The organism is uncultured Amaricoccus sp. (assembly GCF_937891315.1).
Taxonomy (GTDB): Bacteria; Pseudomonadota; Alphaproteobacteria; order Rhodobacterales; family Rhodobacteraceae; genus Amaricoccus.
The window spans coordinates 1-21463 of the sequence record NZ_CALAGI010000086.1 but is presented as its reverse complement, the minus strand read 5'-3'; the positions used below and the strand labels follow the sequence as shown (position 1 = coordinate 21463).

18 protein-coding genes are annotated in these 21463 nt (G+C 69.2%); 4 read left to right on the top strand and 14 right to left on the bottom strand.

What is annotated here, in order from left to right:
* Positions 1-60: 60 nt before the first annotated feature.
* The 13 genes from Q0480_RS07725 to Q0480_RS07665 form a co-directional block, all read right to left on the bottom strand.
* Positions 61-1692, bottom strand: coding sequence for an acyl-CoA synthetase (locus Q0480_RS07725; protein WP_299131836.1), 1632 nt, complete (start codon positions 1690-1692; stop codon positions 61-63).
* Between the two features lie 62 nt (positions 1693-1754).
* Entirely contained in the window at positions 1755-2279 is a 525-nt protein-coding gene (locus Q0480_RS07720) for a very short patch repair endonuclease (protein WP_366940830.1), read from the bottom strand.
* The gene (locus tag Q0480_RS07715; RefSeq protein ID WP_299131834.1) at positions 2186-2965 is read right to left on the bottom strand and encodes a hypothetical protein; all 780 of its coding nucleotides are present in this window, start codon (positions 2963-2965) and stop codon (positions 2186-2188) included. Before Q0480_RS07715 ends, Q0480_RS07720 begins: the two co-directional genes overlap by 94 nt.
* Positions 2965-4167 carry a DNA cytosine methyltransferase gene (locus Q0480_RS07710; protein ID WP_299131833.1) on the bottom strand — a complete coding sequence of 401 codons (1203 nt, stop codon included), beginning with the start codon at positions 4165-4167 and terminating at the stop codon, positions 2965-2967. The genes Q0480_RS07715 and Q0480_RS07710 overlap by 1 nt, the downstream gene beginning before the upstream one ends.
* A gap of 173 nt (positions 4168-4340) precedes the next feature.
* Complete coding sequence (locus Q0480_RS07705) at positions 4341-5711, bottom strand: glutamine synthetase family protein (protein WP_299131831.1); 1371 nt, start codon at positions 5709-5711, stop codon at positions 4341-4343.
* 23 nt (positions 5712-5734) lie between these two features.
* Positions 5735-6700 carry an agmatinase gene (gene speB, locus Q0480_RS07700; RefSeq protein WP_299131830.1) on the bottom strand — a complete coding sequence of 322 codons (966 nt, stop codon included), beginning with the start codon at positions 6698-6700 and terminating at the stop codon, positions 5735-5737.
* On the bottom strand, positions 6693-7493 hold the full coding sequence (locus tag Q0480_RS07695) for an ABC transporter permease subunit (protein ID WP_299131829.1): 801 nt from the start codon (positions 7491-7493) through the stop codon (positions 6693-6695). The genes speB and Q0480_RS07695 overlap by 8 nt, the downstream gene beginning before the upstream one ends.
* Positions 7493-8413, bottom strand: coding sequence for an ABC transporter permease subunit (locus tag Q0480_RS07690; RefSeq protein WP_299131827.1), 921 nt, complete (start codon positions 8411-8413; stop codon positions 7493-7495). Before Q0480_RS07690 ends, Q0480_RS07695 begins: the two co-directional genes overlap by 1 nt.
* Positions 8410-9546: an ABC transporter ATP-binding protein gene (locus tag Q0480_RS07685; protein ID WP_299131826.1), complete on the bottom strand. Its 1137-nt coding sequence runs from the start codon at positions 9544-9546 to the stop codon at positions 8410-8412. Before Q0480_RS07685 ends, Q0480_RS07690 begins: the two co-directional genes overlap by 4 nt.
* A 68-nt stretch (positions 9547-9614) precedes the next feature.
* Entirely contained in the window at positions 9615-10703 is a 1089-nt protein-coding gene (locus tag Q0480_RS07680) for a hypothetical protein (RefSeq protein WP_299131825.1), read from the bottom strand.
* 49 nt (positions 10704-10752) lie between these two features.
* Complete coding sequence (locus Q0480_RS07675; RefSeq protein ID WP_366940829.1) at positions 10753-11841, bottom strand: polyamine ABC transporter substrate-binding protein; 1089 nt, start codon at positions 11839-11841, stop codon at positions 10753-10755.
* Between the two features lie 21 nt (positions 11842-11862).
* Entirely contained in the window at positions 11863-13164 is a 1302-nt protein-coding gene (locus Q0480_RS07670) for an FAD-binding oxidoreductase (RefSeq protein WP_299131823.1), read from the bottom strand.
* A 42-nt stretch (positions 13165-13206) separates the two neighbouring features.
* Positions 13207-14556 carry a glutamine synthetase family protein gene (locus Q0480_RS07665; protein WP_299131822.1) on the bottom strand — a complete coding sequence of 450 codons (1350 nt, stop codon included), beginning with the start codon at positions 14554-14556 and terminating at the stop codon, positions 13207-13209.
* A gap of 116 nt (positions 14557-14672) precedes the next feature.
* Between Q0480_RS07665 and Q0480_RS07660 the strand changes: the two genes are divergently transcribed.
* Both Q0480_RS07660 and Q0480_RS07655 read left to right on the top strand, forming a co-directional pair.
* Positions 14673-15155, top strand: a complete 483-nt coding sequence (locus Q0480_RS07660) for a GreA/GreB family elongation factor (RefSeq protein ID WP_299131821.1) — start codon at positions 14673-14675, stop codon at positions 15153-15155.
* A gap of 90 nt (positions 15156-15245) precedes the next feature.
* Positions 15246-15581, top strand: a complete 336-nt coding sequence (locus Q0480_RS07655; RefSeq protein WP_299131820.1) for a hypothetical protein — start codon at positions 15246-15248, stop codon at positions 15579-15581.
* 73 nt (positions 15582-15654) lie between these two features.
* Here the strand turns inward: Q0480_RS07655 and Q0480_RS07650 are convergent, their stop codons facing one another.
* Entirely contained in the window at positions 15655-17262 is a 1608-nt protein-coding gene (locus Q0480_RS07650) for a 5'-nucleotidase C-terminal domain-containing protein (RefSeq protein ID WP_299131819.1), read from the bottom strand.
* Between the two features lie 158 nt (positions 17263-17420).
* Between Q0480_RS07650 and mprF the strand changes: the two genes are divergently transcribed.
* Both mprF and Q0480_RS07640 read left to right on the top strand, forming a co-directional pair.
* Positions 17421-20012, top strand: a complete 2592-nt coding sequence (gene mprF / locus Q0480_RS07645; RefSeq protein WP_299131818.1) for a bifunctional lysylphosphatidylglycerol flippase/synthetase MprF — start codon at positions 17421-17423, stop codon at positions 20010-20012.
* Entirely contained in the window at positions 20012-21385 is a 1374-nt protein-coding gene (locus tag Q0480_RS07640; protein WP_299131817.1) for an AcvB/VirJ family lysyl-phosphatidylglycerol hydrolase, read from the top strand. The genes mprF and Q0480_RS07640 overlap by 1 nt, the downstream gene beginning before the upstream one ends.
* The last annotated feature ends 78 nt before the right edge of the window (positions 21386-21463 follow it).

Here is a 21463-nt window from a genome sequence, read left to right as displayed (position 1 = left end):
GAGTCTTGATTTAGCGCAATATCTTGACCACCAGACGATTCCGTCTGGTTGGATACTGCTCTAGAGCTCGCGCGCGGTCGCGCGCAGCACGAACTTCTGGACCTTGCCGGTCTGGGTGCGCGGCAACGGGCCGAAGACCACCGATTTTGGCACCTTGAAGCCGGCGAGCTGGCTTTCGCAGAAGGCGATGATCTCGGCCTCGGTCACGGTCGCGCCCTCCTTCAGGACCACGAAGGCGCAGGGCGTCTCGCCCCACTTCTCGTCGGGGCGCGCGACCACGGCCGCCTCCATCACGTCCGGATGGCGATAGAGCACGTCTTCGATCTCGATCGAGGAGATGTTCTCGCCGCCGGAGATGATGATGTCCTTCGAGCGGTCCTTGATCTCGACATAGCCGTCCTCGTGCCAGACCGCGAGGTCGCCGGTATGGAACCAGCCGCCTTCGAAGGCCTCTGCCGTCGCGGTCGGGTTCTTGAGGTAACCCGAGAACAGGTTGTTGCCGCGCATGAAGATCTCGCCGATCGTCTCGCCGTTCTTCGGCACGGGGAGACGGGTCGCGGGATCGGCCACCATCACCGCTTCCAGCATCGGCCCGCGCACGCCCTGACGCGCCTTGATCGCCGCCTTCTGGCCCAGGTCGAGCCCGTTCCAGCGGTCGTGCCAGACATTGACCACCGTCGGCCCGTAGCATTCGGTCAGCCCGTAGACATGGGTGACCTCCCAGCCCATCGCCTCCATCCCCGCGATCACCGCCGCCGGCGGCGCGGCGCCCGCGACCATCGCCTTCACCTTGCCGGTGATGCCTTCGCGCAACTGGGCCGGGGCGTTGTTGATCATGTTGAGCACGATCGGCGCGCCACAGAAATGCGTGACGCCCTCGCTCCGGACGAGGTCGAGCACCGTCTCGACCCGCACCGTCCGCAGGCAGACGCTGGTGCCCGCCACCACCGCCAGGGTCCAGGGAAAACACCAGCCGTTGCAGTGAAACATCGGCAGCGTCCAGAGATAGACCGGCCGCTCCGCCAGCTCCCAGCTCAGCGCGTTCGACACCGCGTTGAGATAGGCCCCCCGATGGTGATAGACGACGCCCTTCGGATTGCCGGTGGTGCCCGAGGTATAGTTGAGCGCGATCGGCTCCCATTCGTCGGTCGGCCCGGCGAGGGTCTCGGCGGCGTCGCCCTCGGCGAGGAAGGCTTCGTAGTCCGTGTCGCCGATCAGCTCGCCGCCCTCGAAGCTCGGATCGTCGATGCCGATCACCGGGATCGGCCGGCCGAGGATGGCGAGGGCCCGGCGGGCCGTTGCGCCGAACTCGCGGTCCACGAACAGGATGCGCGCCTCGCCATGGGCGAGGATGAAGGCGATCGCCTCGGGGTCGAGCCGGGTGTTGATCGCATTCAGCACCGCCCCCATCATCGGCACGCCGAAATGCGCCTCGAAAAGCTCCGGTGTATTGGCCGCGAGAAAGGCGACCGTCTGGCCCCGCCCGACGCCGCGGCGGGCAAGGGCCGAGCCGAGGCGGCGACAGCGGCCGGCGGTTTCGACCCAGCTCCGGCGGACCGGCCCGTGCACCACGGCGGGCCGCTCCGGCCAGACCGAGGCGGCGCGGTCGAGGAAGGTGAGCGGCGTCAGCGGCACATGGTTCGCCGCCGTCTTGTCGAGGCCGGAGAGATAGGGCGAGGGGCTCGTCAACATCGGGGGTCTCCTCCGGATCCTCAGGGGTCCGGATCGCGCCCCGGCCTCCGGTTTTTCCTGACTCATGACTCCTGGGGCCTGATCTTTCCACCAAGAAACCCATCGAGCCGCTCCGCCAGCGCACGGCGCCGCGTCGGCGTCGTCTCGCATTCCCAGATCACCAGGACCTCCCAGCCGTCCGCGCGCAGCGCCGCCTCGACGGATGCGTCGCGCGCGGCGTTGGCGCTGAGCTTCGGCACCCAGAATTCCGGTCGCGATTTCGGCAGCCGCGCGCGCCAGCAGCCGGGATCGCCATGGCGATGCCAGAAGCAGCCATGCACGAAGACGATTCCGCGCCGCCCCGCGAACACCAGATCGGGCGCGCCGGGCAGGTCGCGGCGATGAAGGCGAAAGCGGTAGCCGAGCCCGTGGGCGAGACGGCGCACCACCATCTCCGGCCCGGTATCCTTGCCACGCACCAGCCGCATCTGCGCGCTTCGGGCCGGATCAACCCCTACCCCTCTCGCCGCAGCGCCTCCAGCTGGGCCGGATAGGTCCGGGTTTCGCGATAGAGGATCACCCGGTTCGGCAGCACCGTCGCCTGCCAGTCCGGCGGCAGCTCGGCGAGGATGCGCAGCAGCAGGGCGCGCGTCGTCACCGGCGGCGCCGGCACCTCGATCGTGCGCCACATCATGTCCCGGTGCCCGCCGCGCCATGCGCTCGCCCCCATCCCGTCCGCCTCGTACCGGAAGAGATAGGGAAGACGCGCCTTCAGCGCCAGCATCACCTCGAACAATGGATGCGGACCCGGCGGCGGCGCCTCGACCGGCTGATCGATATCGACCGGATAGTCGCGATCGAAGGCGGCCGGCGCCTGGCCCTCGCGGTTGCGCCCGGGGTCGTTCGAGCCGAAGCCGCTGAAGTTCCAGGCCGGCCGCTCGCCACCGAGGCGGGTGAATTCCTCGATCAGCATGGTTTCAAGGTCGAAGGTCGAGAAGACGAAGATCCGCGCCGCCTTGAAGGACATCCGCTCCGGCGCCAGCCCCCGCCGATGCTGGATGTTCTGCGCGTGCCGGGCGAGGCGACCGCGAAAGCCCGCCTGGGCGTCGGTCTTGCCGACATAGACGAGGCGCGTGTCGAGAAACAGCAGATAGGCGCCCTGCGCGCCGTCCGGCAACCGCTCGACATTCTCCGGGGTCAGCACCGCCGCCGGCAGCGTGGCGAAGAAGGCGGGCAGCTGGGCGCGCATCACCTTCGGGATGTCGAGCTCGAACTCGCCATAGGCCGCCGCCATCAGGCGGCCTTGGTCTTGCCCGCGACCTCGTCGCCTGCCCGGCGGCGGGACCGGCCGGCCGCCCCGGTCCGCCGGGCGACCGCCACCGCCATCACCCGCGCCGCCGCCTCGGCGAGCTCGGTCGGCACCGCGTTGCCGAGCTGGCGCATGTTCTCGGACCAGGAGCCGACGAACTCATAGGCGTCGGGCAGACCCTGCAGCCGGGCCGCTTCGCGCACCGTCAGATAGCGCACGCCACCCTCGGGCAGCGCGATGGTATTCTCGCCGCCCGGCACGCCATGCACCCCGGCCTTCAGCGCCTTGGCCGGCATGTCGAGCGGACTGCCGGTATGGCCGGGATAGGCCCGCGCGCCCGGCTGGGCGACATGGTTGAGCGCCGCGCCGGTGCCGGGTGGGCCGAGGCCGGCGATCGCGTCGCGGACCGTGCGCCACGGCAGCCCCTCCGGCACCGCCCCCTCGGCGCGAAGCCGCGCCACCGGCCGCGCGTCGAGCCGGTCCGGCCCCGCCGCGGGCGCCCGCAGCCCGTGCCGCGCCCAATAATCGCCCGTGACCCACTGGTCCCAGAGCAGGCGGGCGCGCGAATGGGTCGGGTTCAGTTCCGGCGCCGCCGGCCCGAGGTCGCGACGCAGGCCGAGCAGGATCACCCGATGCCGCTTCTGCGCCGCGCCAAAATCCGCCGCGTTCACCTGGACGACGCGCAGGTGATAGGCGCCCGCGCCCGCCGCCGTCAGCCGCGCGAGATGCGCCGGGCGCGATTCGTCCGCGCCACGCGCGATTCCGGGCTGGCCGAGCGCCGCGACCACCCAGGCGAGATAGTCGGCGAAAGCCTCGCGCGCCAGCCCGCGCACATTCTCGAACAGAAAGCCGCGCGGACCGATTTCGCGGATCGCCCGCACCGCCTCGGGCCACATGTCGCGACGGTCCTCGTGCCCGCGATGCTTGCCGCCGATCGAGAAGGGCTGGCAGGGCGGACCGCCGGCGACGAGATCGACGCCGCGATGCCGGGTCCAGGCGACATCGCGGACATCCTCGCACTGGATCGGCCAGTCGCGCAGATGCTCCAGCCCGCGGGCGCGATTGTGCAGGACATTGCCGACCGAATGGCGATCCCATTCGACCATGCGCGCCGGCCTGAATCCCGCGCGCGACAGACCGAAGGCGAGACCGCCGCAGCCTGTGAACAACTCGACGCTGGAGCGCAACGCCCGTCCTCTGCTCTTTTCGCGACCTTTACCGATGCGTGCCCGTCCGGCAACGGAATTCTGCGCGCCCGTCCGGCGACGGAATTCGCAATGTACCCGCTTCGTTCTCGAAGTCCAGCGCGACCGGGGCCATTGGAACCAGCGCCGGCCACCTCACGCCGAAGCGCGGCGGTTCAGACGTTGAGCAGCAGATGGTCGCGTTCCCAGGGCGAGATCACCCGCAGGAAGGTCTCGACCTCGTCGCGCTTGATCGTCCGGTAGAGCGCGCAGAACTCCTCTCCCAGCACCGCCGTCACACTGCGATCCTTGAAGAGATCGAGCGCCGCGAGCAGGTCGCGCGGCAGGGCGCGCGGCTGCTTGTAGGCCTCGCCCGCCACCGCCTCGCGCGGCTTCAGGTCGCCCTTCATCCCGAGATAGCCGCAGGCGAGCGAGGCGGCGAGCGCGAGATAGGGATTGGTGTCCATCCCCACCACCCGGTTCTCCACGCGCCGCGATTCCGGGTGGCTGATCGGCACGCGGATCCCCGTGGTGCGGTTGTCCGGCCCCCATTCGAGATTGATCGGCGCCGCCCCGCCCGGCACGAAACGGCGGTAGCTGTTGACATAGGGCGCCAGCATGCAGACCACGTCGGGAATATGCCGCTGCAGCCCGGCGATGAAGCTGTTGAAATAGGCCGTCGGCCCGCCGCTCTCGTCGGTGAAGATGTTGCGGCCGGTCTTCGCCTCGACCACCGAATGGTGGATATGCATGGCGCTGCCCGGCTCGTGCTGCATCGGCTTGGCCATGAAGGTCGCGAAGCAGTTGTTGCGCAGCGCCGCCTCGCGGATGGTACGCTTGAAGAAGAACACCTGATCGGCGAGCTTGAGCGGATCGCCGTGCAGCAGGTTGATCTCCACCTGACCGGCGCCGCCTTCCTGGATGATCGTGTCGATCTCGAAGCCCTGGGCCTCCGAGAACTCGTAGATATCGTCGATCACCTTGCCGTATTCGTCGACCGCGGACATCGAATAGGCCTGGCGCGAGACCATCTGCCGGCCGGTGCGGCCGACCGGCGGCTCGATCGGCTCGTTCGGGTTGAGGTTCGGCTTGATCAGGTAGAATTCCATCTCCGGCGCCACCACCGGCGCCCAGCCCTCGGCGGCGTAGAGCTGCACCACCCGCTTCAGCACGTTGCGCGGCGAGACGGGCACCGGCTTGCCACTCAGATCCTCGACATTGTGGATGATCTGGAGCGTGACGTCGTCGGCCCAGGGCGCGGCGGTCGCGGCGGCGAAATCGGGCTTCAGCACCATGTCGGACTCTGTCCACTGCATGACGTCATGCATGTCGACATAGTCGCCGGAGATCGTCTGGTGGAAGATCGAGGTCGGCAGGAACATCCGGTCCTCGCGCGAGAACTTCGCCGCGGGCATCGCCTTGCCGCGCGAGATGCCGGCGATGTCCGGCACGATGCATTCGACCTCCTCGATGCGCCGGCCGGACAGCCAGCCGCGGAAGGCCGCCGGCAGGCGGTCGATGAATTCGGTGGTGGACGGCGGGGCCATGAGGGCTTCCTCGGGGAGATGCGTCAGAGACGGCCGACCGGCCGGGGGGCGGCGCCCGCGGCGAGCGCGATCAGGCACAGCCAGTCATGCGCCAGATGCGCCGCCGCGATCGCGGTGATCTCGGCATGGTCGAAGGGTGGCGAGACCTCGACGAGATCCATGCCGACGAGGTTCAGCCCGGCGAGGCCGCGCACGAATTCCAGCGCCTGCCAGCTGGCGAGTCCCCCCGGCACCGGCGTGCCGGTCCCCGGCGCGAAGGCCGGATCGAGCCCGTCGATGTCGAAGCTGAGATAGACCGGCGCGTCGCCGGCCCGGGCACGGACCGCCTCGATCGCCGCGCCGATCCCTTCGCGATGGATCCAGGGCGCGGTCAGCACCTGCAACCCCTCGGTCGTGTCGTGAAAGGTACGGATGCCGACCTGGGTCGATTTCGCGGCATCGACGATCCCCTCGCGGATCGCGCGGCCCATCATGGTGCCATGGTCCATCCGGCCCGGATCGTCCGGCCAGAGATCGCCATGCGCGTCGACCTGGACCAGCGCCAGCGGCCCGTGTTTCGCCGCGTGGGCGCGAAGCAGCGGATAGGCGACGAAATGGTCGCCGCCGAGGCTGAGCAGCCTGGCGCCCGTGGCGAGGATCTCCGCCGCCTGCGCCTCGATATCGGCGACGACCGTCGCGGGATGGTGTGGATCGACATAGGCGTCGCCATAATCGACCACCGACAGTGCCTCGAAGAGATCGAAGCCGAAGGGAAAGGCATTGAGCTCGGCGAGCTGGACGGAGGCGGCGCGGATCGCCCGCGGGCCGAGGCGGCAGCCGGGGCGATAGGTGACCGAGGCGTCGTAGGGTACCCCCCAGACCGCGACATCGACCCCGGCGAGGTCCCGGGCATAGCGCCGGCGCAGGAAGGAGACCGCGCCGCCGTAAGTCATTTCTGGCCAGTGCGCGCGATTGTCCGGCGCGCGGAAGGCCTGGTCGCCCCTATCCATTCTTCGCCGCCTTGCGCATCTGCCAGGAGGCGACGCCGACACCGATCGCGACGAAGGCGATGATGATGGTGGCGAGCGCGTTGATCGCCGGATTGACCCCGAGCCGCACCTTGGAAAAGATCACCATCGGCAGGGTCGAGGCGCCGGGCCCGGTGACGAAGCTCGCCACCACCAGATCGTCGAGCGACAGGGTGAAGGCGAGCAGCCAGCCCGCGATCAGCGCCGGCGCGATCACCGGCAGCGTCACGTCGAAGAACACCCGCACCGGGCGCGCGCCGAGATCCATCGCCGCCTCCTCGAGGCTGCGGTCCATGTCGGCCAGCCGTGACTGGACCACCACCGCGACATAGGCGAGGCAGAAGGTGACATGCGCGATGATGATCGTCAGTATGCCGCGGCTCCCCGGCCAGCCGATCAGCTGCTGCATCGAGACAAAGAGCAGCAGGAGCGACAGGCCGGTGATCACCTCGGGCATGACGAGCGGCGCGGTCGACATCGCGGTCAGCAGTGGTCGCCCGCGAAACCGGGTGAAGCGGACCAGAACATAGGCGACCAGCGTCCCGAGGCAGACCGCCAGCGTCGCCGAGATGACCCCCACCTGCAGGCTGATCCAGGCGGCGCCGAGGATCTGCGGGTCGCGCATGAGCTCGCCGTACCATTTGGTCGAAAAGCCGCCCCAGACCGTGACCAGCTTGCTCTCGTTGAAGCTGAAGATGACCAGCGACAGGATCGGCGCATAGAGGAAGATGAACCCCAGAAGGCAGACGAAGGGCATGATCCAGCCGCGGCGCATCAGCTTTCCTCCGTCTTCTGCTGGAAGCCCCGCAACAGCATGATCGGCCCCACCACCACGACCAGCATGGCGATGGCCACCGCGCTCGCCACCGGCCAGTCGCGGTTCGAGAAGAACTCGTTCCAGAGCACCCGCCCGATCATCAGCGTATTCGGCCCGCCGAGCAGTTCGGGGATGACGAATTCACCGATCGCCGGCACGAAGACCAGCATGAAGCCGGCGACGATTCCCGGCATCGAGAGCGGCAGCGTCACATGGAAGAAGGTCGCCATCGGCCGCGCCCCGAGATCGGCCGATGCTTCGAGCAGCGCCTCGTCGAGCTTCACCAGCGTCGCGTAGAGCGGCAGGATCATGAACGGCAGGTAGGTATAGACGATGCCGAGATAGACCGCGAAATTGGTCTGCAGCATGACGAGCGGCTGGTCGATGATCCCCGTCCAGAGCAGGAAGTTGTTGATGACCCCGTTCGAGCGCAGGAACCCCTGCCAGGCGTAGACGCGCAGGAGGAAACTGGTCCAGAACGGCAGGATCACCAGCATGAGCAGCACGGAGCGCCGATTGTCGGGACTCCGCGCGATGTAGTAGGCCATCGGATAGCCGACCAGCAGGGCCAGCACCGCCGAGATGAAGGCGATGCGCAGCGAGAAGACATAGGCCGTCACATAGAGCGGGTCGTCGAAGAGAAAGGCGAAATTCTCGAAGTTCAGCGTCAGGATCGCCCGGAGCCCGTCCCATTCCAGCAGCGGCGTGAAGGGCGGCAAGGCGATCGCCGCCTCGCTGAGACTGATCTTCGCCACGACGAGAAACGGGATCAGGAAGAAGACCAGCAGCCAGAGGAAAGGCACCGCGATCACCAGCGCCCGCCCCTCGAAACCGAGCCAGCGCAGCGGCGCCGTGGTCCAGCGGCGAAGCGCGCTCATCGGGTCAGTACCACGCCGGCGGTGTCGTCCCAGGTGAGCCAGACCTCCTCGCCCCAGGTGATGCCGTCGTCGTCATAACGGGTGAGGTTCGCGCGGGTGGCGCGGACCAGCTTGCCGCTCGGCAGCTTCAGGCGGAAGATCGAGAGGTTGCCCATGTAGGCGACCTCGTCCACCACCGCCTTGAAGACATTCTCCCGGCCCTCCGGCCGTTCGCGGCTGACACGCATCTTCTCGGGCCGCACCGCGTACCAGAGCTTCTGGTCGATGGTGCAGGAAACGCCGTGGCCGACATAGATCACCCCCGCCTCGGCGGCGTCGATGCGGATATAGTCCGGCTCGTCCTCGGTGACGCGCCCCTCGAACATGTTCACCGAGCCGATGAAATCGGCGACGAAGCGCGAATTCGGGTGTTCGTAGATTTCCGCCGGCTCGCCGATCTGCGTGATCACCCCGGCGTTCATCACCCCGATCCGGGTGGAGAGGGTCATCGCCTCCTCCTGGTCGTGGGTGACGACGATGAAGGTGACGCCGAGCGTCTCCTGGATCTTGATCAGCTCGAACTGGGTCTCCTCGCGCAGCTTCTTGTCGAGCGCGCCGAGCGGCTCGTCGAGCAGCAGGAGCTTCGGCCGCTTGACGAGGCTGCGCGCCAGCGCCACGCGCTGCCGCTGGCCACCCGAGAGCTGATGCGGCTTGCGCGCGGCGAATTGCGACAGCTGCACCAGCTTCAGCATCTCGGCGACCTTGTCGCGCGCCTCGGCCCGGCCGACGCCGTCGCGCAGCAGGCCATAGGCCACATTCTTCTCCACCGTCATGTGCGGAAACAGCGCGTAGGACTGGAACATCATGTTGGTCGGCCGCTCGTAGGGCGCCTTGCCGGCCATGTCCTGGCCATCGATCTCGATCCGCCCCTCGGTCGGCGACTCGAACCCGGCGAGCATGCGCAGAAGCGTCGACTTGCCGCAGCCGGAACCGCCGAGAAGGCAGAAGAGCTCGCCCTTGTAGATATCGAGGCTGACGTCATCGACGGCGGTGAAGTCGCCGAAGCGCTTGGACACTTTCTGGATGCTGACGAAGGGTCGTTCGGTACCCGATACCCAGGGCTTCACAGGCACGGCGGCGACGGTCTCGGTCATGAACTCTCCGCTGGAACGGGGTGGCGGGAGCCCGGGCAAGACACCGCGCCTCCGCCGTCTGAAAAACCTTAAGGGCCGGTCGCGGCGGCTGTCCAGTGCCGCGTGTGCGAAAGGCCGGCCAGCAGGCCGGCCCATTTCGCACTTGCGGCGGCCAGGGTGTAGTCAGCCTCGATCGTGCCGCGCGCAGCCGCGATCCGCGCCAGGCGCTCGGGTTTCGCATCCATCAGCCGGGCCAGCCCTTCGTCCCAGTCATCGAGCAGGGCGCTGTCGTGAAACGGCTGGTAACTCGGGATCGCCGAGGCGGCTACCGCCACGCCGTTGGCGAAGGCGGTGGTCAGCCGATTGGCACTCTTGGCCCAGTTGTAGTCGTTGCGGCGCACCGGCAGCACGGCGATGTCATGCAACCGCAGGCAGTGGTTGAAGGTCCAGAAGTTCCAGTCGAGGTAGCGGACACGAAAGCCGGCGCCGGCGAAGAGCTCGCGGTATTTCGCCCGGCTGTCGCTGACGATGGTCAGCGAGACCGGCGCGCGGGCATCGTGGCGCGCCAGCATGTCGGAGAAGGCCGCGAGGTCATAGAGACCGTTGCGCGACTTCCTGGTGCCGCTGATCCCGAACCAGATCAGCCGCCGCCCCTCGGCGACGCCGGAGGCGGCCAGCTCGGCCCGAAGCCGCGACAGGCGCAGGAAAGCCGGCGCCGCGATCAGCCGCGCGACGGGTGAGGGCGTCGGCTCGGCCTCGACCGCGTCGGGGATCACCGGCAAGCGCATGCCGGTTGGCACATGCGCGGCGACCGCGTCGCGCAGGAAGCCGGACGGGGTGACGATCGCGTCGAACCCGCCGAGGACGCCTCCGAGCCGGGCGGCGTCCCCCGCGTCGCCGCCGAAGAAGATATTGTCGCAGAGGTCGAGCACCAGCCGGGTGCCGTGCCGGCGCCCGAGATCCAGCGCGGCGGCCAGGTCGGCGTCCCGCGTCCGCTTCACCAGGACGAGCAGGTCGGGAACCGGGCTGGCGGCTGCGAACCGTCCGCGCGGCCGGTAGAGGCTGGTCGGGATGCCGCGCGCCGCCAGCCCGTCGCGGATCTGGGCGCAGCGGATACGGTAGCTGGCGACCGAGATGTCCGTGGTGTTCGGCCAGAAGGCGATCCGGGTCGGCGTCATGTCGCGTCCCCCGAGGCGGGCGCGGCGCCGGAGCGCCGCGCCGCGGGCGTCACTTTCCGGTGCGGACCGTGGTCCAGAGGCGTGTAACGATCCGGTCGGTCCGGGCGTTCTGCACCACCGCCGGGAACAGCTTGGCCAGCACCTCGGCCGGCGGGAAGATCGCCGGATCGCCGGTAATCTCGGGATTGATCAGCGGCAGCGCGGCCTTGTTGGCGGTCGCGTACCAGACAAAGTCGGTGTTGGCGGCGGCGATCTCGGGTTCCATCATGAAGTTGATCCAGGCGAGCGCCCCTTCGGGGTTCGGCGCGTCGGCCGGGATCGCCATCATGTCGAACCATTGCAGCGCGCCCTCGGTCGGCACGCTGTAGGCGATCTCGACACCGTTCTTGACCTCGATCGCCCGGGCGGCGGCGATGAAGACGTCGCCGGAGAAACCGAGGGACACGCAGACCTCGCCGTTGGCGAGGTCTGAGATGTATTCCGACGAGCTGAACTTGCGGATATAGGGCCGCACGGTCATCAGCAGGTCGGCCGCCTTGGTCAGCTGGTCGGGATCGCTGGTCTTGGGATCGAGCCCGAGATAGGCCAGCGCGCTCGGCATCACGTCCGACGACGAATCGAGCATGGTGATGCCGCAGTCGGCGAGCTTGGAGGCGTATTGCGGATCAAACACCAGCTTCCAGCTGTTGACCGGGGCGTCCTCGCCCAGCCGCTCCTTCACCTTGGCGACGTTGTAGCCGATGCCGGTGGTGCCCCACATGTAGGGTACGCCGTAGGTGTTGTCGGGGTCATAGGCGGTGGCGTTGGCCATCAGCGCCGGATCCATGTTCACGAGATTTGGCAGCGCGTCCTTGTTCAGGGGCTGATAGACGCCGGCCGCCGCCTGCCGCTGCATGAATTGCGAGGTCGGCACCACCACGTCATAGCCGGAATTGCCGGCCAGCAGCTTCGCCTCCAGCGTCTCGTTCGAATCGTAGACGTCGTAGACGACCTTGATGCCGGTCGCTTCCTCGAACTTCTTGACGGTGTCCTCGGCGATGTAGTCCGACCAGTTGTAGATATGGACCACCTTCTCCTGTGCCATCGCCGGAACGGCGATCAGCGTGGCAATGGCGGCTAGGGTCAAGCGTAGGGTCATCATATCCTCTAACAGCGCGAGTCAAACGCCAAGGCGATCGCGCAGCCCGTACCACCAGGAACCGAGGGCGGAATACGGTACGCGGAACCGCCGGCCTCCCGGGAAGGGAGTCCAGGGCACATGGGCGAAAACATCGAACCGCGACAGGTCCCCGTCAACCGCCTCCGCGAGAATTCGCCCAAAAAGATGGCTGCCGACCACGCCGTGCCCACTATATCCGCAGGCGAAATAGCTGTTCGGCCCGAGACGCCCCATCTGCGGCACGCGGCTGAAGGAGATCGCGCAATTGCCGGACCAGGCGAAATCGATCCGCGCGCCCTTCAGGCTGGGGAAAATCTTCTCGAGGTTCGGCAGGATCTTGGCCCGGATGTCGGCGGTGTCCGTGCCGCCATAGACGGTGCCGCCGCCGAACAGCAGCCGCCCGTCCGCCGACAGCCGGTAATAGTCTAGGATATAGCGCAGATCCTCGACGCACATGTCCGTCGGCAGCAACTCCCGTCCCCGCGCGCCGAGCGGCTCGGTGGCGATGATCTGGGTCGAGAAGGGCATGATCCGCGTATCGAGCTCGGGCACCACGCCGCCGAGATAGGCATTGCCGGCGAGGATCAGGGTCCGCGGCCGGACGAGGCCATCCGCCGTCCTGACCACCGGCTTGCCGTCGAGCGCCTCGATCGACACGACCGGGCTTGCCTCGTGGATCACCCCGCCGCGGCTCTCCAGCGCCGCCGCCTGACCGAGTGCCAGGTTCAGCGGATGCATATGCCCGCCGGAATGGTCGATCATGCCGCCGAGATAGGCGTCCGTCGCGATGTGCCGTCGGACGCCGGCGGCGTCCAGCATCTCGAAATTGTCGTGGCCATAGGTCCGCCACAAGGCCTGCTTCGCCTCGAGCTCGGCCATCTGTTTCGCGGTGAAGGCGGTGAAGATATTTCCCCGCTTCAGGTCGCAGGCGATATCGTATTTCGCGATCCGCTCGCGGATGATCGCGCCGCCCTCCTGCACGACGGTCGCGACGAAATCCGTGGTCGCCTTGCCATAGCGCGCGGCGATGGTCTCGAGGCTGGCGTTCAGTCCGTTGACGATCTGGCCGCCGTTCCGCCCCGAGGCGCCCCAGCCGATCCGCGCGCCTTCGAGCAGCACCACGCGGTGGCCCTTCTCGGCGAGGTCGAGCCCGGCGGACAGGCCGGTGAAGCCGCCGCCGACCACGCAGACGTCGGTCTCGACATCCCCCGCCAGCGGCGGCCGCGACGGCGCGGAATGGGCGCTCGCCGCGTAATAGCTCGACGGATAGGCGCCGTCCCCGGCATAGGATCCGCCGCTCATCTCAACTTCTCCCAATGCTGGTCCCAGTCGGTCGAAACGGCCTCAGACCGTCTCCAGATAGGTCTCGTGCTCGAAGGCGCTGATCTGGCGGGAAAAGACCTGAACCTCCTGCTTCTTCATGCCGACGAAGCTCTCGCGCAGGATCGGCGCGAAGATCCGGGCCATGGCCTCCGACCGCTCGAACGCCTCGATGGCCAGCTTCCAGTCGATGGGAAGCGTCGCGCCCGCCGTCACATCGTCGGTGGTCTCCAGCGGATCGGGCGGCTCGATCCGCCGCTCGATCCCTTCCAGCGCGGCGCCGAGGATCGCGGCGAGCACGAGATAGGGATTGGCATCCGCCCCCGCCACCCGATGCTCGACCCGCCGCGCGGCGTTCGAGCCGCCCGGAATCCGCACCGCCGCCGAGCGCGTCTCGTAGCCCCAGCAGACTTCGGACGGGCTGTGCGCGTTCGGCTGCAGGCGCCGGTAGGAATTGAGATGCGGCGCGAAGACGAGGCTCGAGGCGCGCATCATGGCGAGCAGCCCGCCGACGGCGTGGCGCATCGTCTCCGAGCCCTCCGGCCCGCCGCTGTCGAAGACATTGCGGCCCTCGCGGTCGAGCAGGCTGAAATGCACGTGAAATCCGTTGCCCGCCCGGTCGAGAAAGGGCTTTGCCATGAAGCTGGCCGCCAGCTCGTACTTCCGGGCAATTCCCTTGACGAAACGCTTGAAATAGAGCGCGTCGTCCGCCGCCTTCAGCGGATCGGGCACATGCAGGAGATTGATCTCGAACTGGCCGCCGCCGTTCTCGCTGATCGCGCTGTCGACCGGGATGCCGTGGGCGTCGCAGGCGGCGTAGACATCGGTGAAGAACGCCTCGAAGTGATCGAGATCGTCGATGCAGAGCGCGCCGTCGCCGTCGAGGATCTTGTGGGTGACCGGCGACTTCGGCGGCATCGGCACATCGCCGGTGGTATCGACGAGATAGAATTCCAACTCGGTCGCCACCACGGGCGTCAGCCCCAGCGCCCGGTATCGCTCGCAGACGGCGGCGAGCGCGCAGCGCGGATCGCCGAGGAACGGCAATCCGTCCTCGCCCATCAGCCACAGCGGCATCAGCGCGGTCGGCGAGCCGAGCCAGTTCATCGGTAGGAAGCCGCGGCCGGTCGGCGCGCAGCGCCCGTCGATGTCGCCGTACTTGTAGACCAGCGGATTGCCGGCGAAATCCTCGCCCCAGATATCGAGGCAGGCGATCGAATAGGGCATGCGCATCTGGCCTTCGAGGACCTTGTGCGCCTGGGCGACGGGGACGCGCTTGCCGCGCAGGATGCCGTTCAGGTCGCAGACGGCGGCGCGCAAACTGGTTATGTCGGGGCGGCCTTCCAGCCACTCCAAGGCTTCGCGGGTTTCCAATTCGGACTCCGATATGAGGCCCGAGCCCTAGCACGGCGCCGTCCCGCGCGCCAAGAGGGCGCTGTTGTCGCCGCCCGCCGTCTGGGCTAGGCTCGGGAAAAGCAGGGGAGGGAGCCTTGAGCCGCGCCTTTGTCCGCGAAGACGACGGATCGAAAGCCGAGGTGCTGCCAGAGCATCCGGTCAGCGCCGCGCCGAACCTCGTCACGGCGCGCGGCCTGCGCCTGATCAGCGCCGAGATCGAGACCTTGAACGCCCAACTCGCCGCCGAGGCCGACGCCGAGCATGTCGCCCGGCTGCGCCGCGACCTGCGCTACTGGAACCTGCGGCACGCGACCGCGCGGATCGTCACGCCCGATCCGGGCGATCCGGCCGCGCAGTTCGGCGCCCGCGTCACCTATCGGACCAGCGAGGACGAGGCGGAAAAGACCGTCACCATCACCGGCGAGGACGAGGCCGACCCGGCGAACGGCACCGTCGCCTACACCGCGCCGCTCGCCCGCGCCCTGATCGGCGTCGGCCCGGGCGGTGAGGCGACGCTCCGACTCGGTCCCCGCCGCGTCGAGATCGAGGTGTCGCGGGTGGAGTTGCCGACCGACTGAACCGGTCGCCGTCCGCGGGGCGCGCCGGGCCGCGAGAGGACTTTCCCGCGGCCGCGGCGCGCCCCATATTCGGTCCCGGGGGAAACTTTCATGGGCCGTTCGACGATCCCGCTGATCCTGATCCTGCTGGCGGTGGCGGCGCCCCGGACGACGCATGCGATCGAGGTCTGCCGGACCAACGCGCTCGGGCAGGTCGCCTGCTCGGGAAGGTCGACGCATGGGTTCGATCCGATCGAGCCGTTCCGCCCGCGCAAGTCCGGAGTCGCACGGGTTCAGACCCCCGCCGGCGCCGAAAACGCGGACAAGGGCTTCGTGCCCGCGCAGCGGACCAACGCCTTTGGCGACACCCCGCCCCGCCCCGGCGAGGTGCCGCCGCCGAGGCCGCGCATCTGCCGCGCCGACGCGTTCGGCAACCTGCGCTGTTAGAACAGTATCCAACCAGACGGAATCGTCTGGCGGCTAGGATATTGCGCTAAATCAAGACTCTAGAGCGACGCTCCTATTCGATCCGCGTGATCCGCCCGTCGGTCCCCGGCACATAGTCCGGGTGCTTCGCGAGATAGTCGCCGAGCACGTCCTCCAGGTTCGGGCCGAAGTCATAGGCCTCGGTGCCCTGGTCGCGCAGTGCGACATAGCCGTCGCCGCCGTTGCGCATGAAATTGTTGGTCGCGACGGTGTAGATCTTCGTCGGCGCGATCGGCACCCAGGCGCCGCCCTCGAACACCAGCACCTCCTTGATCCTCCCGGCGTTGGGCGCGACCGACGGGTCCCAGCTGAATTTGAGCCCCGCGACCTGCGGGAAGCGGCCGCCGCCCTCCTCGACCTGGCTGACGCCATTCTCCAGCGCGGCGACGATCCCCGCTCCCGGGATGTTGAAGGTCGAGAGCGTGTTCTGGAACGGCAGCACCGCCAGCACATCGCCCTTGCTGACCTCGCCGCCCTGGATCGAGGCGCGCAAGCCACCGCCGTTCTGCAACGCGATGGTGACGCCCTGGCCCTTCACCCGGTCGCGCATCGCCTCGGCGACCAGATCGCCCATCGGACATTCGCCCGCGCGACAGCTTTCGCGGCTGCCGTCGATATCGGCGCCGATCACCGCGACCTTCTTCGCCTTCAGCTCCTCGATCGGGCCGACATAGGCCTTGATCTCCTCCAGCACCTTCGGATCCGGCGTCACGCTCGCATCGAGCAGGATGGTGGACCCGGTCGCGGCCGTCACCTTGCCTGCATCGTCGAAGGTGAGCGTCAGGTCGCCGAGATATTTCGAATAGGCCCCGGCCGAGACGATCGGCACCTTGACCCCGTCCGGCCCGTCGACGAGCAGCGGATAGGGCTCGGGCGCGCCCTCGACCGTGTTCGAGAACAGCGTGTGGCTGTGACCGCCGACGATGGCGTCGATCCCCGGCACCTGCTCGGCGACGCGAATATCCGCCGGCACGCCGAGATGGCTCAGCACGATGATGTGATCGACGCCCTCGGCCGCGACCGCCGCGACCGCGCCCTTCAGATAGGCGATCGGGTCGCCAAAGCTCACCGTCGGTCCGGGCGTCGAGATCTCGGCCGTCTCGGGCGTGATCGCGCCGAGGATCGCCACCTTCTCGCCCGCGACATCGAGGATCAGCGGCCCCTTGTCGAGCGGCCCGAGCTTCGGATCGGCCGAGGCGTCGGTATTGCCGAACAGCACCGGGAAGTTCGCGCCTTCGATGAAGGCGGCCAGCGGCGCCGGCCCGAGGTCGAATTCGTGGTTGCCGAGCACCATCGCATCGAAGCCCATCTCGTTCAGGAAGGCGAGCTCGGCCTTGCCGGAATAGGTGCTGAAGAACAGCGACCCCTGGAAATTGTCGCCGGTGGAGAGCAGCAGCGCCGGCTCGCCCCGCGCCTCGGCCGCGTCGCGCCGCGCCCTGATTTCGGTCGCGAGCCGGGCGGCGCCGCCGAAACATTCGCCCGCCGCCTCCTCGTCGGACGAGCAGGTCGCGTCGAACTTGTTGATCGATTCGATCCGGCTGTGGAAATCGTTGATATGCAGGATATCGAGCGTGAAGGCCCCGGCGGGCGCCGCGAACGCGCCGGTGATGGCGGCGGCGAGCGGAAGGAGGCGGTGGCGCATGGCGGTTTCCTTCGGATCAAGCGTATTCCCCGACTGTGCCCGCCCGGCATGACGGTCGCAAGACGATAGGGCCTCGCCCCTTGCGACTCGCGGCGCGGCGGGGCATGCGGGCACGCTCGCGCGCCTCTCGGCCCGGGGCGCTGGCGAGAGGCCGACGGATGACCGGTTTCGAAATCGATGAACCGACCGAGCACGCCGGCGCGCGGGCGAGGCTCGCCGCCTGGGCCGGGCGTCGACGCGGCTTGCTGATCGGCGGCTTCACCCTCGTCATGCTGGTCCTCGCCGTCGTCGCGCTGACGCGCCTCGCGACGGAGGCGAGCTATCCGGAGGTGGTGGCGGCGCTTCTCTCCGCGCCGCCCTGGCGGATCGGCCTTGGCGTTCTGCTGACCGCGCTCAGCTTTCTCGCGCTTACCTTCTACGACGCCACCGCCTTCGCCGCGCTCGGCCTGCCGCAGCCGTGGCGGCGGATCGCCCCGGGCGCGGCGGCGGCCTACGCCGTCGCCCAGACGGCGGGCTTCGGGCCGCTCAGCGGCGGCGCCGTCCGCCTGCGCTTCTACACGCCGCTCGGCATCGGACCGGGCGACATCGCCCGCGTCGTCGTCTTCGTCACCGTCGCCTTCGGCCTCGGCCTCGCGGCGACCAGCGCGCTCGCCGCGCTCGTCAGCGCCCGCGCCGTCGCCGGGTTGACCGGCGTCCCACCCGGCGCGGTCGTTGCCATCGCCATCGCCGCTCTCGCCGCCGCTTCCGCGCCGCTGGTTTTCGCCGGCCGCGCAATGCGCCTGCCGGGCGGGCGCATGTTCGAACCGCCGCCGCGCGGGCTGATGCTGCGCCAGCTTGGCATAACGGCGGTGGATGTCGCCTGCGCCGCCGGCGTGCTCTGGGCGTTCCTGCCGGCCGGCGCGATCGGTTATGTCACGCTGCTTCCGCTGTTCGCCGTGGCGCTGGCGCTCGGCATCCTCAGCCATGTGCCGGCCGGACTGGGGGTCTTCGAGGCGGTGCTTCTCTCCGCGCTCGCCGGCACCGCGCCCACCGCCGAGATCCTGGCCGCCTTCGCGCTCTACCGCCTCGTCTATCAGGCACTGCCGCTTGCCATCGCCGCCGTCGGCCTCGCCTTCGCCGAGGCGCGGCGGCTGGCGAGCCCGGCGATGCCGGTGATGCGCGCCACCGGCGGCCTCGCGCCGCAGGCGATCGCCGCCCTCGCCCTGATGCTCGGCGCCATGCTCGTCTTCTCCGCCGTCACCCCGGCGCGCAGCATCGACCTCGAATGGCTGGGCCAGTTCCTGCCGCTGCCGCTGATCGAGGGCGCGCATTTCCTCGCCAGCGTGCTCGGCGCGGTGCTGATGATCTCGGCGCGCGGTCTCGCCTTCCGGCTCGATGGCGCCTGGTGGATGGCGCTCCTCGCCGCCGCCGCCGCGCTGATCCTGTCGCTGGTCAAGGCGGTGGCGATCTTCGAGGCGGCGGCGCTGCTGATCCTGATCGTCGCCCTCCTGCTCGGGCGGCGGGCCTTCGACCGGCGGGCGGCGCTGCTCGAAATCCAGCTGACGCCGCCCTGGATCGCGGCGGTGGCCGTGGTGCTGCTCTGCGCGCTGGCGCTGCTCCTCTTCGTCTTCGAGCACGCGGAGTTCGGCGCCGAGAGCTGGTTGCGCTTCGAGATCTCGGCGGAGGCCCCGCGCGGTCTGCGGGCGCTGTTCGGCGCCAGCCTCCTCGCCGGCCTCGCCGCCGCCTGGTCGCTGCTGCGTCCGGCGCCGGATCGCGGCGCGCCGCCGGACGCCGAGGCGCTCGCCCGCGCGGTCGAGGTGATCCGCGCGCAACCGGCCGCCGGCGCCAATCTCGCGCGGATGGGCGACAAGCGGCTGATGTTCTCCGACGACGGCCGCGCCTTCGTCATGTACGGCCGTCAGGGCAACTCCTGGATCGCGCTGTTCGATCCCGTCGGCCCGCTCGAACTCTGGCCCGAGCTGATCTGGCGCTTCGTCGAGACCGCGCGCGCCGCCGGCGGCCGCGCCGCCTTCTACGAGACCAGCCCCGAGCAACTGCCGCTCTATGCCGACGCGGGCCTGCGGTTCTACAAGCTCGGCGAGGAGGCGCGGGTCGATCTCGCGGCCTTCGATCTCAAGGGCGGGTCGCGCTCAGGCCACCGCAACGTGCTGAGCCGGGGCGCCCGCGAGGGGCTCGCCGTCGAGATCCTTTCTCCCGAGGCGGTGCCCGCCGCGCTCGACCGGTTGCGCGCCATCTCCGATGCCTGGCTCGCCGCGCGGGGCGCCGGCGAGAAGCGTTTCTCGCTCGGCGCCTTCGAGCCCGGCTACGTCGCGGCGCAGCGGGTCGCCGTTCTGCGCGCCGGCGCGGAAATCGTCGCCTTCGCCACGCTGCTCGGCACCGACCGCGGCGAGGAGGTGGCGATCGACCTGATGCGCCATGTCGAGGGCATTCCGAACATCGGCATGGAATTCCTGTTCCTGCGCCTGTGCGAACTGCTGAAGGCCGAAGGCGTCGCCTGGTTCAGCCTCGGCATGGCACCGCTCGCCGGCCTCTCGGCCAGCATGGCGGCGCCGACCTGGCAACGGCTCGGCAACGCCTTGTTCGAGCAGGGCGTGCCCTCCTACAATTTCAAGGGCCTGCGCGGCTTCAAGGAAAAGCTGAAGCCGGCCTGGCGTCCGCGCTATCTCGCCGTCGTCGGCTCCGCGACCCCCGCCCTCATTCTGCTCGACGCCGCCCGGCTGATCGGACGCGGCCTCAAGGAGGACCGCTGATGCGCCGTTCCCTCGCGATTCTCGCCGCCACGGCCGCCACGGCCAGCGCCGCCTTCGCCGACGCGCCGCCGGTGCCGGATTTCGACCCCGGCCTCATCCCCGATCCGGTGGTGCTGATGCCCGAGGGGCCGGCGACCGGCACGGTGTTCCTGCTGTCGGACGGCGACGGCTGGGGCGATGCCGAGGCGACGCTGGCCGCGCGCCTGCGCCATGCCAACGCGGTGGTGGTCGGCATCGACCTGCCGCGCTATTTCCCCGCGATCGACGCCGGCGTCGCGGCGCAGGGCAAGAGCTGCGCCTATCTCGTCGCGGATTTCGAGCGGATCGGTCACGCCCTGCAGCGCGCGACCGGCGCCGACACCTTTCACGCGCCGATCCTCGCCGGCTTCGGCGAGGGCGGCGCGATCGCCATCGACGTGCTGAGCCAGACGCCGGCCGACACGCTCGGCGCCGTGATCGCCGCGAACCCCACCGCCGGCGAGGCGCTCGGCACCCGGCTCTGCACCAAGTTCGATCGGGTCGACGCCAGCGACGGCGGCGCCTCCTACGCCCTGCCCGCCGGCGCGCAACCGGCGCCGCTGACGCTCGTGCTCGGCTCGGACGCCGACGCGGATGCCACCGCCCGCGCCGACGCGCTCGGCACCGCCGGCGTCACGCTCACCCGCAAGCAGTCCCCGGCGGCGGGCGAGGCGGCGCTCGGCGACGCGATCGCCTCGACCATCGCCGAGGCCGCGATCGCCGGGGACGCGCCCGCGATCGTCGAACTGTCGACCGAGCCGAAACATGATGCCATGGCGATCATGCTTTCCGGCGACGGCGGCTGGCGCGACCTCGACAAGACCGTGGCCGGACTGCTCCAGACGGACGGCGTGCCGACCATCGGCGTCGACTCGCTGCGCTGGTTCTGGTCCCGGCGCACGCCCGAGGAGACGGGGCGCGAGCTCGCCCGGCTGATCGACGTCTATACCGAGCGCTGGAACGTCGAGAAGGTGATCCTCGCCGGCTATTCCTTCGGTGCCAGCGTGCTGCCCGCCGCCTTTCGCACCATGCCCCCCGAAACGCAGGCCAGGGTGACCGAGATCTCGCTCCTCGCCCCCGGCGCGACGGCGGATTGGGAGATCACCGTGGCGGGCTGGCTCGGCAGCGCTTCTTCCGACGCGACCCCGACCGGCCCCGAAATCGCCGCGCTGCCGACCGGCCTCGTCCAATGCATCCATGGCGATCAGGAAACCGACAGCGCCTGCCCCGGCGTCGACCCGAACAAGGTCGAGGTGATCTCGACCAAGGGCGGCCACCATTTCGACGGCGACTATGCCGGGATCGCCACGCATATCCTCGACGGGCTCGAAAGCCGCGTCGCCGCCGGCCGTTAATACTGGATCCGTTTGCTTGGTTTGGATCGAGATTTTTCCCGCGGACCGACCTTAGGGGGCGCCAGTGGCGCGCCCGCG